The sequence below is a fragment of the Bacteroides sp. 3_2_5 genome (genome assembly GCF_000159855.2).
Classification (GTDB): Bacteria; Bacteroidota; Bacteroidia; order Bacteroidales; family Bacteroidaceae; genus Bacteroides; species Bacteroides fragilis.
Map to the genome: position 1 here is coordinate 2,635,351 of NZ_JH636044.1, position 19,792 is coordinate 2,655,142.

The window sequence follows — 19,792 nt, forward strand, 5'->3', positions numbered from 1 at the left end:
GTGTATGAAAACTCGATGCAAAGATAGAGTTTTCTTTATGAAAAACAAAGTGTTGCTGTCTAATTAATAGACGACAGTGTCTAATAATTAGACAACATTCTCGCACTATGAATTATGTAATCCGTTGTTTTATTGTGCATTACTTCTTTTGGCACGCTTTGTGCAATTAAGAAATTCAGGTGATCTGCATGAAAGAGACACCTTATATTTATTAAAATTCTAAAATACAAACAGGGCTGATATGAGACAATTGTACTACACTTTCCGAACTCTTCTCCGTGGGAGAGGTGTAAATCTGACCAAAATAGTTTCGTTAACTTTAGGGCTTTTGGTCGGCATCCTGTTATTTGCCAGGGTTGCATTTGAATTGAGCTTTGATGGTCATTATAAAGAAGTTGATAGATTGTGTGTGATTAATGCTGTTTATTACGTTGGCGGAGAGAAAGGAGAGGCACATCAGGTCGTTCTTGCTCCGGTTCCGGGTGCCATAGCCGAAGGTTTTCCTGACGAGATCGAATCATCTACAGTTGTTCGTATCCGGTATGGTGATAACACTCTTTTTTATAATAATGTCCGTCAGTGTCCGAAAATGATTCTTTCTGATTCACTTTTCTTCAAGACAATGGGTATCGATATTATTAGCGGCGATCCACGTGAATTGGTCAATCCTGAAACCATGTTTGTTTCACGGAGTTTTGCTCGTAGAATATTTGGTGATGAAAGTCCGATAGGGAAAACGCTACTTTATAATCGCACTTTGCCCATGACGATAAAAGGAGTTTATGAAGACATTCCGGAGAACAGTTCTTTATATCACGAAGTTGTAATCTCTTTCTCTACTATTGAAAAGCATCATTGGGAATGTATGGGTTGGGAATGTGGAGATAGTTTTCAAGGATACATCCGATTGAAAAATGCCTCTGATCTGGATAAAGTCAACTCACGTATCGATCCTATAATCGAAAAACATCTTCCTTTCAGACCTGAAGAGGGATTTGCCATACGCTATTCATTACAACCTATTCGTGGAGTTCATGCCAGCGCTCCTGTCATACAAAAGATGGTGATGATTATGTCACTGTTAGGATTGGTGATTCTTTTTATCGCTGCCATGAATTATGTGCTAATCTCTATCTCTTCACTTGCCCGACGTGCCAAAGCAATAGGCGTACATAAATGTAATGGTGCCAGTGAAAGGAATATTTTCTCGATGTTTCTCTGGGAGACGGGTATCATTATAATGATATCGCTGATACTGGTGAGTGTATTGGTTTTGAATTTCAGAGAGGATATTGAATATCTTGCTTCTGCTTCAATCGGTGCTCTTTTCACTTGGGAGACTTTATGGGTACCTATTTGTGTTATCGTGATTCTGTTTATAGTTGCCGGCATTATTCCGGGACATTTGTTTTCTTCTATTCCTGTCACCCATGTCTTCCGGAACTATACCGAAAGAAAGGGGGGATGGAAGCGTACTTTACTTTTTCTTCAGTTTACTGGAGTTACTTTTGTGCTGGGTATCTTATGTGTGGTGTTGCTTCAATATAACCGGATCACTACGAAACCGATAGGCTATAATCCGGAGGGAGTCGCATTTACATATCATAATTTTGCCGATTCGGAGTCTGCATTAGACAATCTTCGCCGACTTCCTATGGTCAGCGATGTTTCAGATAGTGAATCGAGTATCATCTCGGGATATGGAGGTTTGGCTGTTACCGATGAGAATGGGATTATTTTATTTACTACACGTTTGAATGCGTGCTTATATAACTATGTTCCGTTTATGGGTATCCGTATCAAAGAAGGAAGGAATCTCAATGGTCCCGATCAGGCATTGGTAAACGAAGAGTTTGTACGACAAATGCGTTGGACTGATGGAGCTGTCGGAAAGAAATATGAAAATTTCACCATAGTGGGAGTCATGGAGAATTTCCCGGTAAACAGCTATTATGAAGAGCAAGATCCCGTGGCATTCATCGGTCAACAGCAGATTAATAATTGCTATCATGTCCGGCTCAAACAACCATACGAGGAAAATTTGCGATCACTTAATAAATCAATGGAAGAGATGTATCCTACAGAGGATATTGTTTTTAAGTCCCTGTCTTATAGCATTGAGGATCAATATCAGAATGTACGTCGTTTTCGTGATGCCGTAATGTTGGCTTTCGTCGTTATTTTGCTGATATCTCTGATGGGATTGATTGGGTATATTTCTGACGAAATACAACGTCGTAGTAAAGAAATCGCTATACGTAAAGTCAATGGGGCGGAAGTTTCTCATATTTTGAACTTGCTTTCCAAAGATATTATTTGGACTGCCTCGCCTGCGGTGTTGTTTGGAACTGCCGGTGCATACTTTGTGGGCATACAATGGCTCGGACAGTTCGCTGAACGAATCAGTTTACAGGTATATTGGTTTGTACTGATAGCTATAGTTGTATTGGCTATGATTTTTTTGAGTGCAGTGATTAAGGTTTGGCATATTGCCAACGAGAATCCGGTAAAGAGTATTAAAAGTGAATAAACAAATGAATTAAATAGAAATGATGATGATACAGATTAGTGACATTAGTAAAGTGTTCCGCACTTCAGAAGTAGAAACAGTAGCGTTGAATCATGTTAGTCTGAATGTAGAAGAAGGTGAATTTGTAGCCATTATGGGACCTTCCGGTTGTGGTAAATCTACACTTCTCAATATTTTGGGTCTTCTTGATAATCCTACAGAAGGTTCTTATAAACTTATGGGACAGGAAGTAGCTATTCTTCATGAAAAGGAACGTACCCGTGTTCGTAAGGGTAAATTAGGATTTGTGTTCCAAAGTTTTAATCTGATAGACGAACTGAATGTGTATGAGAATGTAGAGCTTCCGCTTACTTATCTGGGTATAAAAGCTTCAGAACGTCGTCAGATGGTAAATAATATACTTCATCGGATGAACATCAGTCATCGTGCCAAACATTTTCCCCAACAGCTTTCGGGTGGTCAACAACAGCGTGTAGCTATTGCGCGGGCGGTGGTTACTAACCCGAAGCTGATCTTGGCCGACGAACCTACGGGCAATCTCGACTCTAAAAACGGTGCTGAAGTAATGAATCTGCTGACGGAACTCAACCATGAAGGAACAACTATAATTATGGTGACTCACTCACAACATGACGCTTCATTCGCTCATCGCACAGTGCATCTTTTTGATGGAAGTATTGTCGCCAGTGTGAAAGCTTAACTTAACGGCAGATATGATGAAACAATTTTATTATACTATTCAGACATTGCTACGAGGGCAGGGAAACAATATGATCAAGATAGTTTCACTGACTTTGGGACTATTCGTCGGAATATTACTTTTTTCCCGCGTAGCATTTGAATTAAACTATGATAGCTATTATCAAGAACCGGAAAATCTTTTTCTAACTTTACGTACAGTTGTTTCGCAAGGTGAAAAGAAAGAGCCTGTTTGTAGTAATTACGGAAAACTTCCAGCAGCAATTCGTGAAAATTTTCCTGATGAAGTGGAAGATGCAACTTTGATTGACTTATTTAGTCGCAGTTCGCTTTACCATGAAGGCCAGGAAAAGAAAGATGCAATACTGGCTACTTCCCGAAGCCATATTTTTTCCACTTTGGGCGTTAAAGTACTTTCCGGAAATGTGTCTGAATTGGATAATATGGATGCATTGTTTATATCCCGTTCTCTTGCTCAAAGTCTTTTTGCAGATGCCGATCCTATTGGAAAGACAGTAATGATTAATATTGATTATCCATTGACTGTTCGAGGTGTTTTCGAAGATATTCCGGAAAATGCCGAGTTTCGGTTTGATGGGGTCTATTCATTTGTGACTCGTGCTAATAGATTCAGAGATGAACGTGGTGGATGGCGGGGTGATATCAGCTATACATGTATGGTTCGTTTTCGCCATCCGGAAGATGTAGAGAAAGTGGCGGCACGTATGCCTGATATGATGAAGAAGTATATACAGTATAATAAAGACTGGTTTGAAGAATTTTCGTTTATAACTCCTTCACAGTTTCATTTGCAGAAAAAGGAATCACGTAAAATTATCAGTATTCTATCGATTCTCGGATTTGCTATTTTGCTGATTGCCGGGATGAATAATGTACTTATTTCTATTTCTTCCTTGCCACAGCGGGCCAAATCAGTAGGAGTGCATAAATGCAGCGGAGCTTCAACCGGACATATATATCGTATGTTCTTATGGGAATCGGCATTATTGATTCTCGTTTCTCTTTTGGGGGTTATAGTCCTTCTGCTCTATTTTAAACCGGAAATAGAAGACTTGTCTGGTGCCTTATTAGCAACCCTGTTTACATGGCGTACCCTATGGGTTCCTGCATTAGTAACCATTTTTTTATTTTTACTGATTGGCTTGCTTCCGGGAAAGCTTTTCTCTTCCATCCCTGTGACACAAGTTTTCCATCGTTTTACCGGGTATCGTGCTTCCTGGAAATATCCGTTGTTGTTTGTACAATTTACAGGAGTTGCTTTCATATTGGGATTGCTAATGATCATTCTTTTACAGTACAATCAAGTCATGAATCGAAGTATGGGCTATAAAATAGATAATTTAGTTATAGGGTGGGGGCCATTTGATTCAATGGATAAAATAGATGGCATTCTCCGGGGATTGCCTTTTATTGAAGCATCTTGTAATAGTGCTTCATTTATCTATAATGGTCATACAAGACAATCTTTTACTGATATTAACGGAAAACGTTTTATGGGGTGTATCGATTTTATAGATGAGCATTACGTCCCGATTTTAGGATTGCAGATTTTGCAGGGTCGTAACGTTCATCAGGATGGTGAAGTACTGGTAAATGAAGAATTGCTACGGCAAGTAGGTTGGACTGATTCGCCTATAGGACGGAAACTGATGGAAGATAACTATGAATGGGGGACTGTGGTTGGAGTAGTCAAAGATTATGTAGCACAAAGTGCATATCAGCCACAAGCCTCTGTGGCATTGGTGAATAGCTTGGAAAGGAGATGGGAAGCCAATAAACGGAATCTGATTTTGAAAGAACCATTTAAAGAGAATCTTTCTAGAATCAGGGCTTTGATGAAAGAAACATTTCCTACGGAGGATATTCAGTTCCGTTCTGCTCGTCAGGAGGTCGATAATCTGTATCAGGTAGTACGCCGTTTCCGCAATATTGTGATTGTAGCTTCCGTTTCGATTGTAGTAATCGTATTGATGGGGTTATTCGGATTTGTGAATGATGAAGTACAACGGCGCAGTAAAGAAATTGCCATTCGTAAGGTGAATGGGGCTGAGTCGGGAAATATTATTAATCTTTTGAATCATAATATTTTCTGGATTGCTTTACCGGCTATCTTTGTTGGAATCGCTTTAGCCTATGTCGTCGGACATAAATGGGTGGAACAATTTACCGATCAGATCAATCTCAACGCAGGGCATTTTCTTTTGCTTCTCTTATTAATATTATTATTGATTTTAGGAAGTGTCACCGGAGAATCTTGGCGCATTGCTAACGAAAATCCGGTAAACAGTATTAAGAACGAGTAATTAAAAATAATGATTATGATAGAAATTAATGACATTAGTAAAGTGTTTCGTACTTCAGAAGTAGAAACCGTAGCGTTAAATCATGTAAGCTTGAATGTAGAAGAAGGTGAATTTGTGGCCATTATGGGGCCTTCCGGTTGTGGAAAATCTACTTTACTCAATATCCTGGGACTTCTGGATAATCCTACGGAGGGTTCTTATAAACTCATAGGACAGGAGGTAGCCGATCTTCATGAAAAGGAACGTACCCGTGTGCGTAAAGGGAAGTTGGGGTTTGTATTCCAAAGTTTCAATCTGATAGATGAATTGAATGTTTATGAAAATGTGGAACTTCCGCTTACTTATTTAAATATCAAGGCTTCGGAACGCCGCCGGATGGTAGACAATATTCTTCATCGGATGAATATTAGCCATCGTGCCAAACACTTTCCCCAACAGCTTTCGGGTGGACAACAACAACGTGTGGCCATAGCCCGCGCTGTGGTTACCAATCCAAAACTGATTCTTGCCGATGAGCCTACGGGAAATCTTGATTCTAAAAATGGTGCGGAAGTGATGAATCTGTTGACAGAGCTGAATCGCGAAGGTACAACGATAATTATGGTTACGCACTCTCAGCACGATGCTTCGTTTGCACATCGTACGATACATCTGTTCGATGGTAGCATAGTGGCCAGTGTGAAAGCTTAACCAATAAAAAAACATAATGAAACAACTCTACTATACCATTCAAACATTACTACGGGGACGTGGAAGTAATATAATTAAAGTAATTTCACTGACACTGGGATTGCTGGTAGGAATTCTGCTGTTTGCTCGCGTTGCATTCGAGCTGAATTATGATAGTTATTATTCGGAACCGGAGAATTTGTGTATAACTTTACGTACGGGTATTTCGGATGGGATAAAAAAAGAGCCGAATATCGATAACTATGGTAAGTTAGCAGAGGCCATTCGCGAAAATTTCCCAGATGAAGTAGAAGATGCGACCGTGCTTGATCTCTTTAGCCAGAGTCCTCTCTATCATGAGGGTAAGAAGATGGAACATGTAATCTTAGCAACCTCTAAAAGTCACGTTTTTTCTACTTTAGGTATTAAAGTCTTACTCGGCGATGTTTCCCAACTCGACAGAGTGGATGTTATTTTTATCTCCTGTTCACTTGCCCGGCGTTTGTTTGCAGACGCAAATCCGATCGGAAAAACAATCAATATTGAAATTGATTATCCGTTGACTGTGCAAGGAGTTTTTGAGGATATTCCGGAAAATACCGAATTTCATTTTGACGGAGTTTATTCCTTCGATACCCGATCTAAGCAATATGGTTCTGAACGTGGTGGCTGGGGATATGATTCCAGTTATCATTGTATGGTTCGTTTCCGCCATCCCGATGAAAGAGAGAAAGTGGAGGTACGTATGCCTGAAATGCTGAAAAAGTATATACACAACTATAAGGGCCAATCAGAGGAGTATTCGTTTATGACTCCTTCACAGTATCATTTGCAAAAACCGGAATCTCGTAAAATAGTTATGATTCTTTCAATACTCGGATTTGCCATCTTGTTGGTTGCCGGCATGAATAATGTCTTGATTTCTGTTTCATCATTGGCTCAACGAGCTAAGTCTGTTGGCATACATAAGTGTAATGGTGCTTCTGATGGGCATATCTATCGTATGTTTCTGTATGAATCAGCACTATTGATATTGCTTTCTTTATTGTTCGTGACAGTCCTGTTATTCACTTTTAAGTTGGAGATAGAAGATCTTTCCGGAGCTTCATTAAAGGCTTTATTTACATGGCAAACTCTGTGGGTACCGATTTTGGTTTCTTTGGTTTTATTTCTGGTCATCGGACTATTTCCGGGCAAGTTGTTTGCCGCTATTCCTGTGACACAAGTTTTCCATCGTTTTACTGCACATCGTTTTGTCTGGAAGCGATCATTGCTTTTTATACAGTTTGCGGGAATTGCATTTATTTTAGGCCTGTTGATGGTTATTCTTTTACAGTATCATCAGGTGATGACTCGTGACATGGGATATAAGGTTGATAATTTGGCAGTTGGGTGGTCGCCATATAGAGAAATTGATAAAATGGATGGTATTCTCCGAGGACTGCCCATAGTTGAGGAGTTTTGTAATGCAAGTACGATTATTTATGGTGGTTACATGGGGCAACCTTACACAGATGCACATGGGAAGGAATTTATGGGACGTATCGAATTTGTTGATGAACATTATGTTCCGGTTATGGGACTTCAGATTATAAAAGGCAGGAATATCCAGCAAGATAAAGAGATCTTGATTAATGAAGAGATGGTTCGTCAAATTGGTTGGACGGATAGTCCCATCGGTAAGAATCTGGAAGATGGCAAAAATAACTTTGGTACGATTGTCGGAGTTGTGAAAGACTATGTTGTACAAAGTGCGTACATGCCACAGGCTCCTGTAGCACTGATGAGTAATTTGGAATGGATGAATGTGCTTAATAAACGGAATATTATTTTGAAAGAACCTTTTGGTGAGAACCTGGCTAAGATTAACACATTGATGAAAGAGGCTTTTCCGACAGTAGATATTGTATTCCGTTCTGCCCGTCAGGAGATTGATAAGCAATATCAAGAGGTCCGCCGTTTCCGTAATGTCGTGATTATAGCTTCTATTGCTATCCTGTTGATTGCTTTGATGGGACTGTTCGGCTTTGTAAATGATGAAATTCAACGTCGTAGCAAAGAAATTGCCATTCGTAAAGTGAACGGTGCCGAAGTACCGGATATTCTTCGTTTGGTTTCCGGGAATATTTTCTGGACGGCACTAAGTGCTGTTCTGGTCGGAATAGTATTTGCGTATATTGTAAGTAATAAATGGCTGGAACAGTTTTCTGACCGAATATCAGTCAATGGGGGACATTTTCTTGTCGTGATCATAATTATCTTGTTGTTGATCATGGGAAGTGTCATCGGGAGGTCCTGGAATGTGGCTAATGAGAATCCGGTGAACAGTATCAAGAACGAATAGTGATGATTTAATATGTAAAAAGACAAAACAATGAAACAATTCCATTATACCATTCAGACATTAATTCGCGATCGTAGAAGTTGTGTCATTAAGGTGATCTCATTGTCGTTGGGATTATTGGTATCTATCATTTTATTTTCTCGGGTAGCTTTCGAACTGAGCTATGATAACTGTTTTCAGGATGTGGACAACCTTTACATTGTAAAGACGGAATGGATTAAGGATGGAGTGATCAAAGGAAATGCAGGATCATATACATTAATACCGATAGCATCGACAGTTGCTGAGGAGTTTCCGAAGGAGGTGGAAAGTGCGGTTTGCTCAAGTATATCTTTTGAAGCTATTTTCAAAATAGGTAATCGGAAGATGAATAAATCTTTTATTTTATCAGACTCCCTTTATTTCCGTACTATGGGAATTGAGGTCATTAGTGGTAATCCGAATGATTTGACCAATCCTGATGTGCTCTTTTTATCACAGTCGGTTGCACGAGAAGCATTCGGTGAAGAAAATCCTATTGGAAAGACTTTGCATATGATGGTTTGGGGCACTCCCGTAGAAGCTTTGGTAAAAGGAGTATTTGCCGATCTTCCGTATAATGTATCGTTGGAACGTCACGAAGCCGTCCTGTCTTTTGCCAGTCATAGTAAATATGGTTGGGGACGTCCTGGCTGGACGAGTGGTGGTAATTACAATGCCTTTATTCGTTTAAAAGATGGAGAAAGGAGTGCTGATGTTATTAATACTGACATTGATAAAGTAATTGCAAAACATATTCCCTCAGACATGAATATGCACTTACATATGTTTGTGGTTCCTTTGCGGACTATTCACCTGGAACATTCAGATGTGAAAAGGACGATTCTCATATTATCTTTGTTAGGATTCGCCATTCTTTTTGCGGCCACCATGAACTATGTGCTTATTTTTGTTTCCTCACTTTCTCAGCGTGCCAAAGGAATTGGAATTCATAAGTGTAACGGTGCATCCGATAAGGCTATATTTTCTATGTTTATATATGAAACGGCTTTGATTATCGGTGTTTCCCTGGTGCTTATGATCATATTTCTATTCCAATTTCAGGAAAAGATCGAAGAATTGGCAGAGGTACCCTTATCATCTCTTTTTACCTGGCATAATTTATGGGCTCCATTATCGGTAGTTACTTTTCTGTTTGTTATTGGAGGCATATTGCCCGGAAAAGTATTTTCTTTGATTCCCGTTACTCAGGTCTTCCATCCCTATATTAAAAAGAATAGGGGATGGAAAAGGATATTGTTGTTTATTGAATTTGCAGGGGTGGCTTTTATCTTTGGATTGATGTGTGTGGCATATCTTCAGTGTCACTACATTATAAATAGGGATATGGGATATCAGCCGAAGGGTGTTGCATCTTGTAAGCATGATTTTGCTGAACCTGATAACGCACGTAATAACCTGAAATCTTTACCTTATGTGGAGGGGGTAGCTTCTATTCGTGGAAGTATGACCTGGTTTGGGAATCGGGAGGTAACTGATGAAGGTGGAAAACTTCTTTTCACTCCTCGTTGTGCGGCATTCGACAAAGACTTTGTTCCATTGTTGGGACTTCATATCAAGGCCGGGCGTAATTTTACAGGTGAAAGGCAGTTTCTGGTTAATCAGCCATATGTAGAGAAGATGGGCTGGAAGGGTAGTGGGGTTGGCGAGATAGTTCCTAATCGAGGTACGGTGGTTGGCGTGCTTGCTCCTTTTTGTTGTGGTGTGCTTCCGGCTGATGATGAACCTTTGGAAATTGAATATGGTACTAATTTGAGGAATGTCCATGTTCGTCTCAAGGAACCTTTTACAGAGAACTTGCATAGACTGAATAATGAAATGAAAAAGATATATCCGCAAGAGGATATAGAGTTTAGGTCTTTAGAACAGGATTTAGAACGATACTATCGGCCCACAATAATTTTTCGTGACGCCACTTTTTTGGCTTTTATAACGATACTGTTTATCACTCTGATGGGATTGATTGGTTATATAAATGATGAAGTCCGTCGGCGTAGCAAAGAGATAGCTATTCGTAAAATAAATGGTGCCGAAGCCAGATCTATTCTCTTTTTATTATCTAAAGATATCTTCTGGGTTGCAATTCTCTCGGTTGCCATCGGTACATACGGAGCTTACTACATGAGTCAGTTGTGGATAAGTCAATTTGAAGATACAATCTGTGTTTATGCAGGTTGGTATGTAGTGACAGCTATTTGTTTATTGGCCTTTATCTTTGTTTTCATTATAGGGAGATCCTGGCATATAGCTAATGAAAATCCGGTGAACAGCATCAAGTCTGAGTAATGTTTCAATTCCATGAAAGAAAGGCCCGGTTTCAGCGAAACCGGGCCTTTCTTTTGTCTGTATCAAGTCTCTGTTTCACCGGTTTATAGCTTCTGTCCGGATGTTTTCTCTTTTACTTTCTTGATATACACCATCAAAATCACTACCGCTGTTACAAAAGCCAATCCGTCAGAGACAGGCATGCTGATCCATACCCCCTTTACACCATATAAGGGTGGAAGCAGAAGTAATCCCGGGAGCAGGTATACTAACTGGCGCGAAAGTGACAGAAAAATACTGATCTTAGCCATTCCTATACTCTGGAAGAAATTTGATATAACGATTTGTGCACCTACAAACGGGAACATCAGCGTGCAAATGCGCAGCCCGGACGATGCCATGTCAATCAATTCATCGCTATCGGTAAAGATGGCCGAAACTGTGTGCGGAAAAAGTTCACAGATAATGAAACCGCTACTCGTTATCAATACACCGACAATGATACCGAGACGGAGCGTATGCTTTACACGGTCAATCTTCTGTGCACCATAATTGTATCCGACGATGGGCTGCATTCCCATAGTCAACCCCATTACCACCATTACATACAGCATCAGCAGGCGATTAATGATACCATAGGCACCGATAGCCATATCGCCACCGTATTTTTGCAAACTATTATTAATGAGTATGACAATGATACATGCCGTAACATTCATGGCAAAAGGAGACATTCCTATGGAGAAGATACTGCCGATGATGCGTTTCTTCATTTTCCAGAAACCCGGCATGAAATGGACAAAACTCTCTTTGTTACGGAAGTGATTTACTACCCATATCATTCCGATAAACTGTGACAGGACTGTAGCCATAGCAGCTCCCCGAATCCCCCAGCCGAAATGGAAAATGAAGATAGGAGCGATGATGACATTGGCAATAACTGTCACCAGGGATGTCAACATGGCCTTTTTCGGATATCCCGTAGCACGCATCACGTTGTTCAACCCTATCATGGTATAAGTGATGGGGGTTCCCAAGAGAATCACTTGCATAAAATCACGGGCATAGGGAAGTGTACCGGTACTGGCACCGAAGAAAAACAATATCGGGTCCAGAAACAGATAAGCCAGTCCGCCGAACAGTACTGCATTCGTCAGGCAAAGCATCAATGTATTTCCCAGAACATCGGTCGCACCCTTAATGTCTTTTTGTCCCAGGCGTATGGATGAAATGGTAGCTCCACCTGCCGAAATCAGTACACAGAACGCTACGACCAGATTCATTAGCGGGAAGGTGATCGCCAGTCCGGAGATAGCCATGGGACCGACACCGTGCCCGATGAAAATACTGTCGATGATATTATAAAGTGACGTAATAGTCATTCCGATAATGGCCGGGATGGAATATTGTAACAGAAGTTTGCCAATAGGTTCTGTACCCAGTATGCGGGGATCGGTTTGTTGTGCCATATAGTGAAGCGTTACATATTTTTAAGTGCAGCAAAGGTACAAATAATTTGCCTGATTCGATGATTCTTCTGAACTTTGCCCACAGAGTTTAACAAACAGGTAAAAGAATGTTTATGGATGCAACAAAGAAAATAACGGCATTATTCGATTGTGATGGTGTAATTGTCGATACAGAAGGGCAATATACCGTTTTCTGGAATGAAATGGGGCAAAAGTATGTAAATGATGAAAACTTTGGTTCTAAGGTTAAGGGCCAGACACTGGTACAGATTTATGATAAATACTTTGCGGGAGAACCGGAAAAACAGCGGGATATCACCGAGGCATTGAACCGTTTTGAAATAAAAATGAATTATGACTATGTTCCCGGAATAGTTGAGTTTATAGCAGATCTGCGTCGGCATGGTGTGAAAATAGCTTTGGTTACCAGTTCCAATACGGCAAAAATGGAGAATGTTTATCATGCCCATCCCGAGTTTAAATCCCTTTTTGATGAAATATTGACTGCAGAGCGTTTTAAGCGTTCTAAGCCTGATCCTGAATGTTTCTTGTTGGGAATGACAATTTTCGGTTCCGATTCAAAAGATTCGTATGTGTTCGAAGATTCATTTCATGGTTTGCAGGCCGGTAGATCATCCGGAGCCATTGTTGTCGGATTGGCAACTACGAATTCACGCGAAGCCATTGCCGACAAGGCAGACTATGTAATAGACGATTTCAGAGGGATGACTTACGAAAAACTGCTGACTATAACTTCACGTTATATCTGATAAGAAAGATTGAATAGCATCTCAGGGAAGAATCCCTTAGCTTTGCATGGTATTTAAAAAGAGAGAAAGCCATGTATAAGCAAACGATTCGTCCTGTTTTATTTCTGATGGAACCCGAAAAGGTACATGCCTTGTTGGTTTCCTGCCTCAAATGTTACCGGCATTTGCCATGGTGCAGATGCTGGATACGTCACCTTTATACTTGTTCCGACAAACAGTTGATATGGAATCATCTTACTTTTCGAAACCGTATCGGTCTGTCGGCCGGTTTCGATAAAGGAGCCGAAATTTTTGATGAATTGGCCGATTATGGTTTCGGATTTATCGAAGTAGGTACTGTAACTCCCGATTCTCAGGATGGAAATCCCCGTCCGCGTATTTTTCGCTTGCCTCAGTGTGAATCTTTAATTTCCCGTACGGGCTTCAATAATCCCGGATTGGATGTTATTAAACGCCGTCTTGAACAGAAAAGCGGTTCGTATGTTTTAGGTGTAAATATAAATAAGAATCCCTCTTCGGAAGGAGAGCAAGCGGTGGCAGACTTTTTGCGTCTGTATAAGGAGTTACATCCTCATGTCGGTTATTTCACACTTAATTGGGGATCTGTGGATGTTGCTCTGATGAAACAGGTGCTCCAGGGGTTGGCAGCTTTTCGTGTGGAGCAAAACATACATGTTCCGTTGCTACTCAAACTTCCTGCCGATATCACAGAAGAAGGAATGGATGATGTGATCGACTGTACTCGTCTGTACCGGGTAGATGGAGTGATAGCTACCGGACCTACCATGGAGCGGAGTTGCTTAAAAGGTTATTCACCTGCACAATTACAGAAGATCGGCTCCGGTGGAATCAGTGGACGCGGGATAGGGGAGAGGTCATTAAAAGCCGTCAGCTATTTGCGTGCCCATGCCGGAAAAAGCCTTCTGATAGTAGGGGCAGGCGGAATCATTACTCCCGCTGATGCCCGTAGGATGTTGGATGCGGGGGCCAATCTGATACAAATCTATTCTTCGTTTATTTATGAAGGGCCGGGTATAGTGAAAAAAATGATTCAGGAAATTAAATGATAAGGAATAAAGTTATGGAACAGAGTTTTATCGAATATTCGTTAGGAAAAGATGCTTCTTCGGCTGTCCTTTGGGTTTATCCGGTTCGCAAGCCAAGAGGTAAAGCCATTATTATGTGTCCCGGTGGCGGGTTCAATCAGATAGCTTCAGATCATGAAGGACATGATTTTGCTGCGTGGTTTAATAATCAGGGCATCACATACGCCGTACTGAATTATCGCATGCCTCACGGTGATGTTGAAGTGATTCGTGAGGATATTCGTGAAGCGATTCGCCTGATCCGCCGTCAGTCGGCAGAGTGGGGAATCCATCAACTGGGTGTTATGGGAGCTTCTATCGGAGGCTATATCGCTGCTACTGCCGCAACTCTTTATACCGGAACAGACCGGCCCGACTTTCAAGTATTGCTTTATCCCGTTATCAGCATGACCGACAGGCTGACTCATTGGCCTTCACGCGAACGTATGTTGGGAGAAACTATCTCCGAAGGTTTGAAAGAAACACTATCCCTTGAACTTCACGTCACAGCCGATACTCCTCCTACATTCATCGTTTTGGCCGAAGATGATCAGGCCGTATCTCCTCTCAACAGTATTGTCTATTATACAGCATTATTGAAACATGGAGTCTCTGCCGGACTGCATATTTATCCGGAAGGCGGACATAGCTTCGGATTTCGTGACAGTTTCATATATAAGAAGTTATGGACTGATGAACTACAAAAATGGTTGCTGACCTTTTAATGTAGATCCGCTAATTTATTCACTTTTACTTGTATGGTATGAATTAAAAGTTATACCTTTGCGCCCGATTTTTAATTTAAAAAGATTGGATATGGCTGGTTATATATCAGATGACACAAGAAAAGTGACGACTCATCGCCTAATCGAAATGAAGCAAAGAGGCGAAAAAATATCTATGCTTACATCGTATGACTACACAATGGCACAGATTGTCGACGGTGCCGGTATCGATGTAATTCTTGTAGGCGATTCCGCATCGAATGTGATGGCAGGTAATGTGACTACACTTCCTATTACCCTGGATCAGATGATCTATCATGGAAAATCGGTTGTACGTGGTGTAAAGCGTGCAATGGTAGTAGTGGATATGCCTTTTGGCTCTTATCAGGGTAATGAAATGGAAGGGCTTGCTTCAGCTATCCGCATAATGAAGGAGAGTCATGCCGATGCATTGAAACTGGAAGGGGGTGAAGAGGTTATAGATACTGTGAAACGTATTCTGAGTGCCGGTATCCCCGTGATGGGACATCTTGGACTGATGCCACAATCTATCAATAAATATGGTACATACACGGTTCGTGCCAAGGATGATGCCGAAGCAGAGAAATTGATTCGTGATGCACATTTACTTGAGGAGGCCGGATGTTTCGGACTTGTTCTTGAAAAGATTCCTGCAGCATTGGCATCACGTGTCGCAAGCGAACTGACCATTCCGGTGATCGGTATCGGTGCCGGTGGAGATGTAGACGGACAGGTATTGGTAATTCAGGATATGTTGGGTATGAATAACGGTTTCCGCCCGCGCTTCCTCCGTCGTTATGCCGATCTTTATACGGTAATGACCGATGCTATCAGTCACTATGTTTCAGATGTAAAGAACTGCGACTTCCCGAACGAGAAAGAACAATATTAATTGTCGTATGGCGACTAAATTATGGACATTGCATTTTATGCGGATATGCCTTGCTAATTTATTGTTGTTCATATCCCTGTATTTGTTGTACCCTGTACTCCCGGTGATGATGGCTTCACGTTTAGGCGTGCCTGTCAGTCAGACGGGAGTCATATTTATATTTTTTACGCTTGCAATGTTTTTTATCGGCCCGTTCCATGCCTATTTGGTCGATGTTTACAAGCGGAAATATATATGTATGCTTTCGTTTGGGGTAATGGTTGCAGCAACAGCCGGTTATACGTTGGTGCAGAACGCAACACATCTGTTGATGCTTTGCATTGTGCAGGGAGTATCCTTTGGAATGGCTGCCACGGCAGGCATCACATTGGCCATCGATATCACCAATTCCACTTTTCGCAGCGCAGGTAATGTGGTCTTTTCCTGGGCTGCACGCTTGGGGATGATTATCGGAGCGGCTTTGGGAGTATATTTGTTTCGGACACATGGCTTTGAGACTTTGCTATATGTTGCTGTGGCGTTGGGAGCGTTGGGAATATTATCTGTGTCAAGGGTATATGTTCCCTTTCGTGCACCTATCGGGATGAAAGTTTGTTCCATGGACCGATTCCTGCTTCCCCGGGGACTTATTCCGGCATTCAATTTAATATTGATTGCTTTTATACCGGGATTGATGCTTCCTGTGCTTGCCGGTGCGCCGAGTGATGTGCCGGTAGGAGGCGAGACAGTACCTTTTTTTGCTTTGGTCGGATGCGGATTTCTCTTATCAGTATTAATTGTGAAATTGTTTTTCCGCTATGATAATAAAATGTGGTTGCAGATAGTTGTCGGGCTGGTGACAGTAATCGGATCGATGGCTATGCTGTTCTCTCCTGAAACAAGCTGGAATGCTCCGGCAGCTGTTTTGATGGGTTTAGGACTCGGCTTGGTCACTCCGGAGTTTCTTATGATGTTTGTCAAATTGTCGCAACACTGCCAGCGCGGCACGGCTAATACCACTCATCTACTTGCATGGGAACTTGGAGTCGGATTGGGTATTGCATCTGCGTGTCATTTACATCTTACGGCTAATGAACAGGCCGTTTATCGGGTCGGATTGTTATCGGCAATCGTGTCTTTGGCATTCTTCGTTTTACTTACGTATCCTTATTTTAAAAGGAAGAAGGTAAGATAAATGTGATATACATTATAAAAAGCGGACTCCGTATATTTGCAACGAATTGTAGCATAATATACGGAGTCCGCTTTTTTTAATGTATCATTTATCCCATATTACACAGTAAAACAGCAAGTACATAAGGCATGAAGATGATAATTCCTACAATGGCAGCAACTATAGCACATATCAGAACGGAACCCGCTGCGATATCTTTCACATCACCTGCTATCGGATTACGTTCCGGAGATACAAGATTGACCAATCTTTCTATAGCCGTGTTGAATCCCTCTGCTGCCAGTACTACTCCAAAACAAAGTATGATAGCTATCCATTCGTTCCGGGTGATGCCGAAACAGAATCCGGCCACTGTTACTATAATAATTGCCGTGCAATGTATCCAGGCATTATGTTCTTTGCTTACAAAACTTCGGATACCTTTCCAGGCATATCCGAAGCTCCGTATTCTTTTTCTGGTGCTGAATTTTTCCATTCTTAATTTCTGCTAACCTGTTTTACTCCTTTTACTGTGCGCAACTTCTTGATCAGCGCTTCCAGACGTCCGGTATCACTTACCATAATGGTCAATGTACCCGAGAAAAGGCCGTCGTTCGAATCGATACCGATAGAACGTAGCGAGATACCATTTTCTTTTGAGATGATCGAAGTGATATTTGTTACAATACCGATATCATCATGACCCACAACGCGGAGTGTTATTGGGTATTGAGTACCTTCCGATTTACCGGCCCAGCGTGCTTTTACGATCCGATAGCCGAAGCGTTCGCGCATCTGTCCTGCATTGGGGCAATCATTTCGGTGTATCTTGATACCTCCGGATACTGTGACAAACCCGAATACATCGTCTCCGTATATGGGATTACAACATTTGGCGAGTTTGAAATCCAATCCTTTCAGGTTTTGGTCAATAACGAGTACATCTTCTTTAGTGACTGTTGTTTCGTCTATCTGGTTTTGCAGGTTGTATTCTTCTGCACTGCGATAGGTCACCTCATCACGTTCGCTGTCCCGCTTTTGTTGTTCGATGTATTTATCCAGAATATCGTTTATGTCGAGTACCTCATCGGCAATCTTCTGATAAAACTCTGTCACGTTCTTGAATCCCAAGCGTTTGATTAAGCGCATCATCACAGCTTCATCGTATTCCATCTTCCGGTTCTTGAACTTGCGTTCCAGGGTCTCTTTGGCAAAATCGTGCTGACGCGCTACCATCTCCTTGAGGGCCTGACGAATCTTAGTACGGGCTTTTGAAGTAGTGACAATGTTCAGCCAGTCTTGTTTCGGAGTCTGTGTGTTCGATGTCATAATCTCTACCTGATCCCCGCTATTCAGCTTTTGTCTTAACTGTACATTTTTACCGTTTACTTTTGCTCCGATACATTTACATCCCAATTTGCTGTGAATGTGGAAAGCAAAATCAAGTACGGTAGCCCCTTTGCCCAGTTTAAAAAGGTCTCCCTTCGGTGTAAATACGAATACTTCGTCTTCATACAGATCCAGTTTGAACTGGTCCATCATTTCCAGGTCGTTCTCCGTATTTTCCAGTGCTTCACGTATTGAAGTCAGCCATTCGTCCAGTCCGCTTTCACCCTTCACGCCTTTATATCTCCAATGAGCTGCCAATCCGCGCTCGGCAATATCGTCCATACGCTCCGTACGAATCTGTACTTCAACCCATTTGCCTTCGGGCCCCATAACAGTGATGTGTAATGACTCGTAACCGTTACTTTTGGGAACCGACAGCCAGTCACGCAGACGTTTGGGGTTAGGTTGATACATATCCGTCACTATGGAATATGCCTGCCAACATTCCTGCTTCTCTTTTTCAAACTGAGATTCCAGGATGATACGGATAGCAAACAAGTCATATACGTTTTCGAACTGGCATTTCTGTTTCTTCATTTTCTGATAGATGGAATGAATGGACTTGGTACGTCCTTTCATGTGGAAATGCAGTCCTGCTTCCTCCAATTTCTGTTGTATCGGAGCAATGAAGTTGGCAATATAACGGTCACGTGACTTTTTCGTCTCGTTCAGCTTTTCCTTGATATGGTAATAGATGTCATGTTCGGTATATTTTAGTGACAAATCTTCCAGTTCCGATTTCAGCTTATACAATCCCAGTTTGTGGGCTAGCGGAGCATACAGATAGGCTGCTTCATTGGCCACCCGTCTGCGGGCCTCGTCATTTTCGGCATCTTTCATTTGTCGCATCACGTTTACACGGTCGGCAATCATGATCAGAATTACCCGCATATCTTCGGCAAAAGACAGTAGCAGATTGCGGAAATTCTCCGATTCTATGGTCGGACTCTTATCATAAAGGTCATTGATCTTGATTAATCCCCGGATAATTCCGGCCACATCTTCACCATACTCCTGTTGAATGTATTCTATTGTATAAGAGTGGCAACGTACAGGCGTGTGTAGCATAATGCCTAAAATAGATGCCCGTTTCATGCCGATTTCTTCAGCCACGATTACAGCAGTCTGCATATCTTTGATAACAGGATTCAGCCCAAAACTGTCCCTCTGCATCGTATTGTTTTGAGTGGAGTCGATAAGATGCTTTTTCAGCTTTCTGCAATCTCCTTTTTGTAAGGTTTCTCCGGTGAGACGCAGTAGTTTTTTGTATAGTGAGAACAATAATTCTCTCTCTTCTTTCGTAAAGAATTCATCTCTTTCCATAAGCAGCTCAAATTTATCGTCGGTAAAGATAGTTTTTTTCCGGGTTTTGTAGGGTGTCCTCTTCCTTTTTTTGTATTTTTGGGCATGAATTAATA

14 protein-coding genes are annotated in these 19,792 nt (G+C 41.5%); 11 read left to right on the forward strand and 3 right to left on the reverse strand.

Going from position 1 to position 19,792, the window contains the following annotated elements; translation table 11 throughout:
* Positions 1–241: 241 nt before the first annotated feature.
* The 6 genes from BSHG_RS07345 to BSHG_RS07320 are packed head-to-tail and all read left to right on the forward strand — an operon-like array spanning position 242 to position 10,891.
* A complete protein-coding gene (locus BSHG_RS07345; protein WP_008660097.1) occupies positions 242–2,530 on the forward strand; it encodes an ABC transporter permease in 2,289 nt (762 codons plus the stop codon).
* A gap of 25 nt (positions 2,531–2,555) precedes the next feature.
* Positions 2,556–3,230, forward strand: a complete 675-nt coding sequence (locus BSHG_RS07340; protein WP_008660099.1) for an ABC transporter ATP-binding protein — start codon at positions 2,556–2,558, stop codon at positions 3,228–3,230.
* A 16-nt stretch (positions 3,231–3,246) separates the two neighbouring features.
* On the forward strand, positions 3,247–5,553 hold the full coding sequence (locus BSHG_RS07335; protein WP_008660101.1) for an ABC transporter permease: 2,307 nt from the start codon (positions 3,247–3,249) through the stop codon (positions 5,551–5,553).
* A gap of 15 nt (positions 5,554–5,568) precedes the next feature.
* Positions 5,569–6,243: an ABC transporter ATP-binding protein gene (locus BSHG_RS07330; protein ID WP_005794222.1), complete on the forward strand. Its 675-nt coding sequence runs from the start codon at positions 5,569–5,571 to the stop codon at positions 6,241–6,243.
* 16 nt (positions 6,244–6,259) lie between these two features.
* Positions 6,260–8,566 carry an FtsX-like permease family protein gene (locus BSHG_RS07325; protein WP_008660104.1) on the forward strand — a complete coding sequence of 769 codons (2,307 nt, stop codon included), beginning with the start codon at positions 6,260–6,262 and terminating at the stop codon, positions 8,564–8,566.
* A gap of 30 nt (positions 8,567–8,596) precedes the next feature.
* On the forward strand, positions 8,597–10,891 hold the full coding sequence (locus BSHG_RS07320; RefSeq protein ID WP_008660106.1) for an ABC transporter permease: 2,295 nt from the start codon (positions 8,597–8,599) through the stop codon (positions 10,889–10,891).
* 83 nt (positions 10,892–10,974) lie between these two features.
* Here BSHG_RS07320 and BSHG_RS07315 read toward each other — a convergent pair whose 3' ends face one another.
* Complete coding sequence (locus tag BSHG_RS07315) at positions 10,975–12,339, reverse strand: MATE family efflux transporter (RefSeq protein ID WP_008660108.1); 1,365 nt, start codon at positions 12,337–12,339, stop codon at positions 10,975–10,977.
* 107 nt (positions 12,340–12,446) lie between these two features.
* Here BSHG_RS07315 and BSHG_RS07310 point away from each other — a divergent pair, with 107 nt between their 5' ends.
* The 5 genes from BSHG_RS07310 to BSHG_RS07290 all read left to right on the forward strand — a co-directional run bounded on the left by BSHG_RS07310 (position 12,447) and on the right by BSHG_RS07290 (position 17,006).
* Positions 12,447–13,109, forward strand: a complete 663-nt coding sequence (locus tag BSHG_RS07310; protein ID WP_005803409.1) for an HAD family hydrolase — start codon at positions 12,447–12,449, stop codon at positions 13,107–13,109.
* 71 nt (positions 13,110–13,180) lie between these two features.
* The gene (locus BSHG_RS07305; protein WP_008660112.1) at positions 13,181–14,176 is read left to right on the forward strand and encodes a quinone-dependent dihydroorotate dehydrogenase; all 996 of its coding nucleotides are present in this window, start codon (positions 13,181–13,183) and stop codon (positions 14,174–14,176) included.
* A gap of 14 nt (positions 14,177–14,190) precedes the next feature.
* A complete protein-coding gene (locus tag BSHG_RS07300) occupies positions 14,191–14,919 on the forward strand; it encodes an alpha/beta hydrolase (protein WP_008660114.1) in 729 nt (242 codons plus the stop codon).
* Positions 14,920–15,010: 91 nt separating this feature from the next.
* Positions 15,011–15,832 carry a 3-methyl-2-oxobutanoate hydroxymethyltransferase gene (gene panB / locus BSHG_RS07295; RefSeq protein WP_008660118.1) on the forward strand — a complete coding sequence of 274 codons (822 nt, stop codon included), beginning with the start codon at positions 15,011–15,013 and terminating at the stop codon, positions 15,830–15,832.
* A gap of 7 nt (positions 15,833–15,839) precedes the next feature.
* Entirely contained in the window at positions 15,840–17,006 is a 1,167-nt protein-coding gene (locus tag BSHG_RS07290) for an MFS transporter (RefSeq protein ID WP_005803413.1), read from the forward strand.
* Between the two features lie 88 nt (positions 17,007–17,094).
* Here the strand turns inward: BSHG_RS07290 and BSHG_RS07285 are convergent, their stop codons facing one another.
* Both BSHG_RS07285 and BSHG_RS07280 read right to left on the reverse strand, forming a co-directional pair.
* Entirely contained in the window at positions 17,095–17,481 is a 387-nt protein-coding gene (locus BSHG_RS07285) for a diacylglycerol kinase family protein (protein ID WP_005794207.1), read from the reverse strand.
* A gap of 2 nt (positions 17,482–17,483) precedes the next feature.
* Positions 17,484–19,697, reverse strand: a complete 2,214-nt coding sequence (locus BSHG_RS07280) for a RelA/SpoT family protein (protein ID WP_008660120.1) — start codon at positions 19,695–19,697, stop codon at positions 17,484–17,486.
* Positions 19,698–19,792: the final 95 nt, after the last annotated feature.

Bases quoted from the DNA above. Each gene is read 5' to 3' on its own strand.
- BSHG_RS07330 (WP_005794222.1), top strand. From the start codon at position 5,569: ATGATAGAAATTAATGACATTAGTAAAGTGTTTCGTACTTCAGAAGTA.
- BSHG_RS07345 (WP_008660097.1), top strand. From the start codon at position 242: ATGAGACAATTGTACTACACTTTCCGAACTCTTCTCCGTGGGAGAGGT.
- BSHG_RS07280 (WP_008660120.1), bottom strand. From the start codon at position 19,697: ATGGAAAGAGATGAATTCTTTACGAAAGAAGAGAGAGAATTATTGTTC.
- BSHG_RS07310 (WP_005803409.1), top strand. From the start codon at position 12,447: ATGTTTATGGATGCAACAAAGAAAATAACGGCATTATTCGATTGTGAT.
- BSHG_RS07335 (WP_008660101.1), top strand. From the start codon at position 3,247: ATGAAACAATTTTATTATACTATTCAGACATTGCTACGAGGGCAGGGA.
- BSHG_RS07285 (WP_005794207.1), bottom strand. From the start codon at position 17,481: ATGGAAAAATTCAGCACCAGAAAAAGAATACGGAGCTTCGGATATGCC.
- BSHG_RS07340 (WP_008660099.1), top strand. From the start codon at position 2,556: ATGATACAGATTAGTGACATTAGTAAAGTGTTCCGCACTTCAGAAGTA.
- BSHG_RS07315 (WP_008660108.1), bottom strand. From the start codon at position 12,339: ATGGCACAACAAACCGATCCCCGCATACTGGGTACAGAACCTATTGGC.
- BSHG_RS07305 (WP_008660112.1), top strand. From the start codon at position 13,181: ATGTATAAGCAAACGATTCGTCCTGTTTTATTTCTGATGGAACCCGAA.
- BSHG_RS07290 (WP_005803413.1), top strand. From the start codon at position 15,840: ATGGCGACTAAATTATGGACATTGCATTTTATGCGGATATGCCTTGCT.
- panB (WP_008660118.1), top strand. From the start codon at position 15,011: ATGGCTGGTTATATATCAGATGACACAAGAAAAGTGACGACTCATCGC.
- BSHG_RS07320 (WP_008660106.1), top strand. From the start codon at position 8,597: ATGAAACAATTCCATTATACCATTCAGACATTAATTCGCGATCGTAGA.
- BSHG_RS07300 (WP_008660114.1), top strand. From the start codon at position 14,191: ATGGAACAGAGTTTTATCGAATATTCGTTAGGAAAAGATGCTTCTTCG.
- BSHG_RS07325 (WP_008660104.1), top strand. From the start codon at position 6,260: ATGAAACAACTCTACTATACCATTCAAACATTACTACGGGGACGTGGA.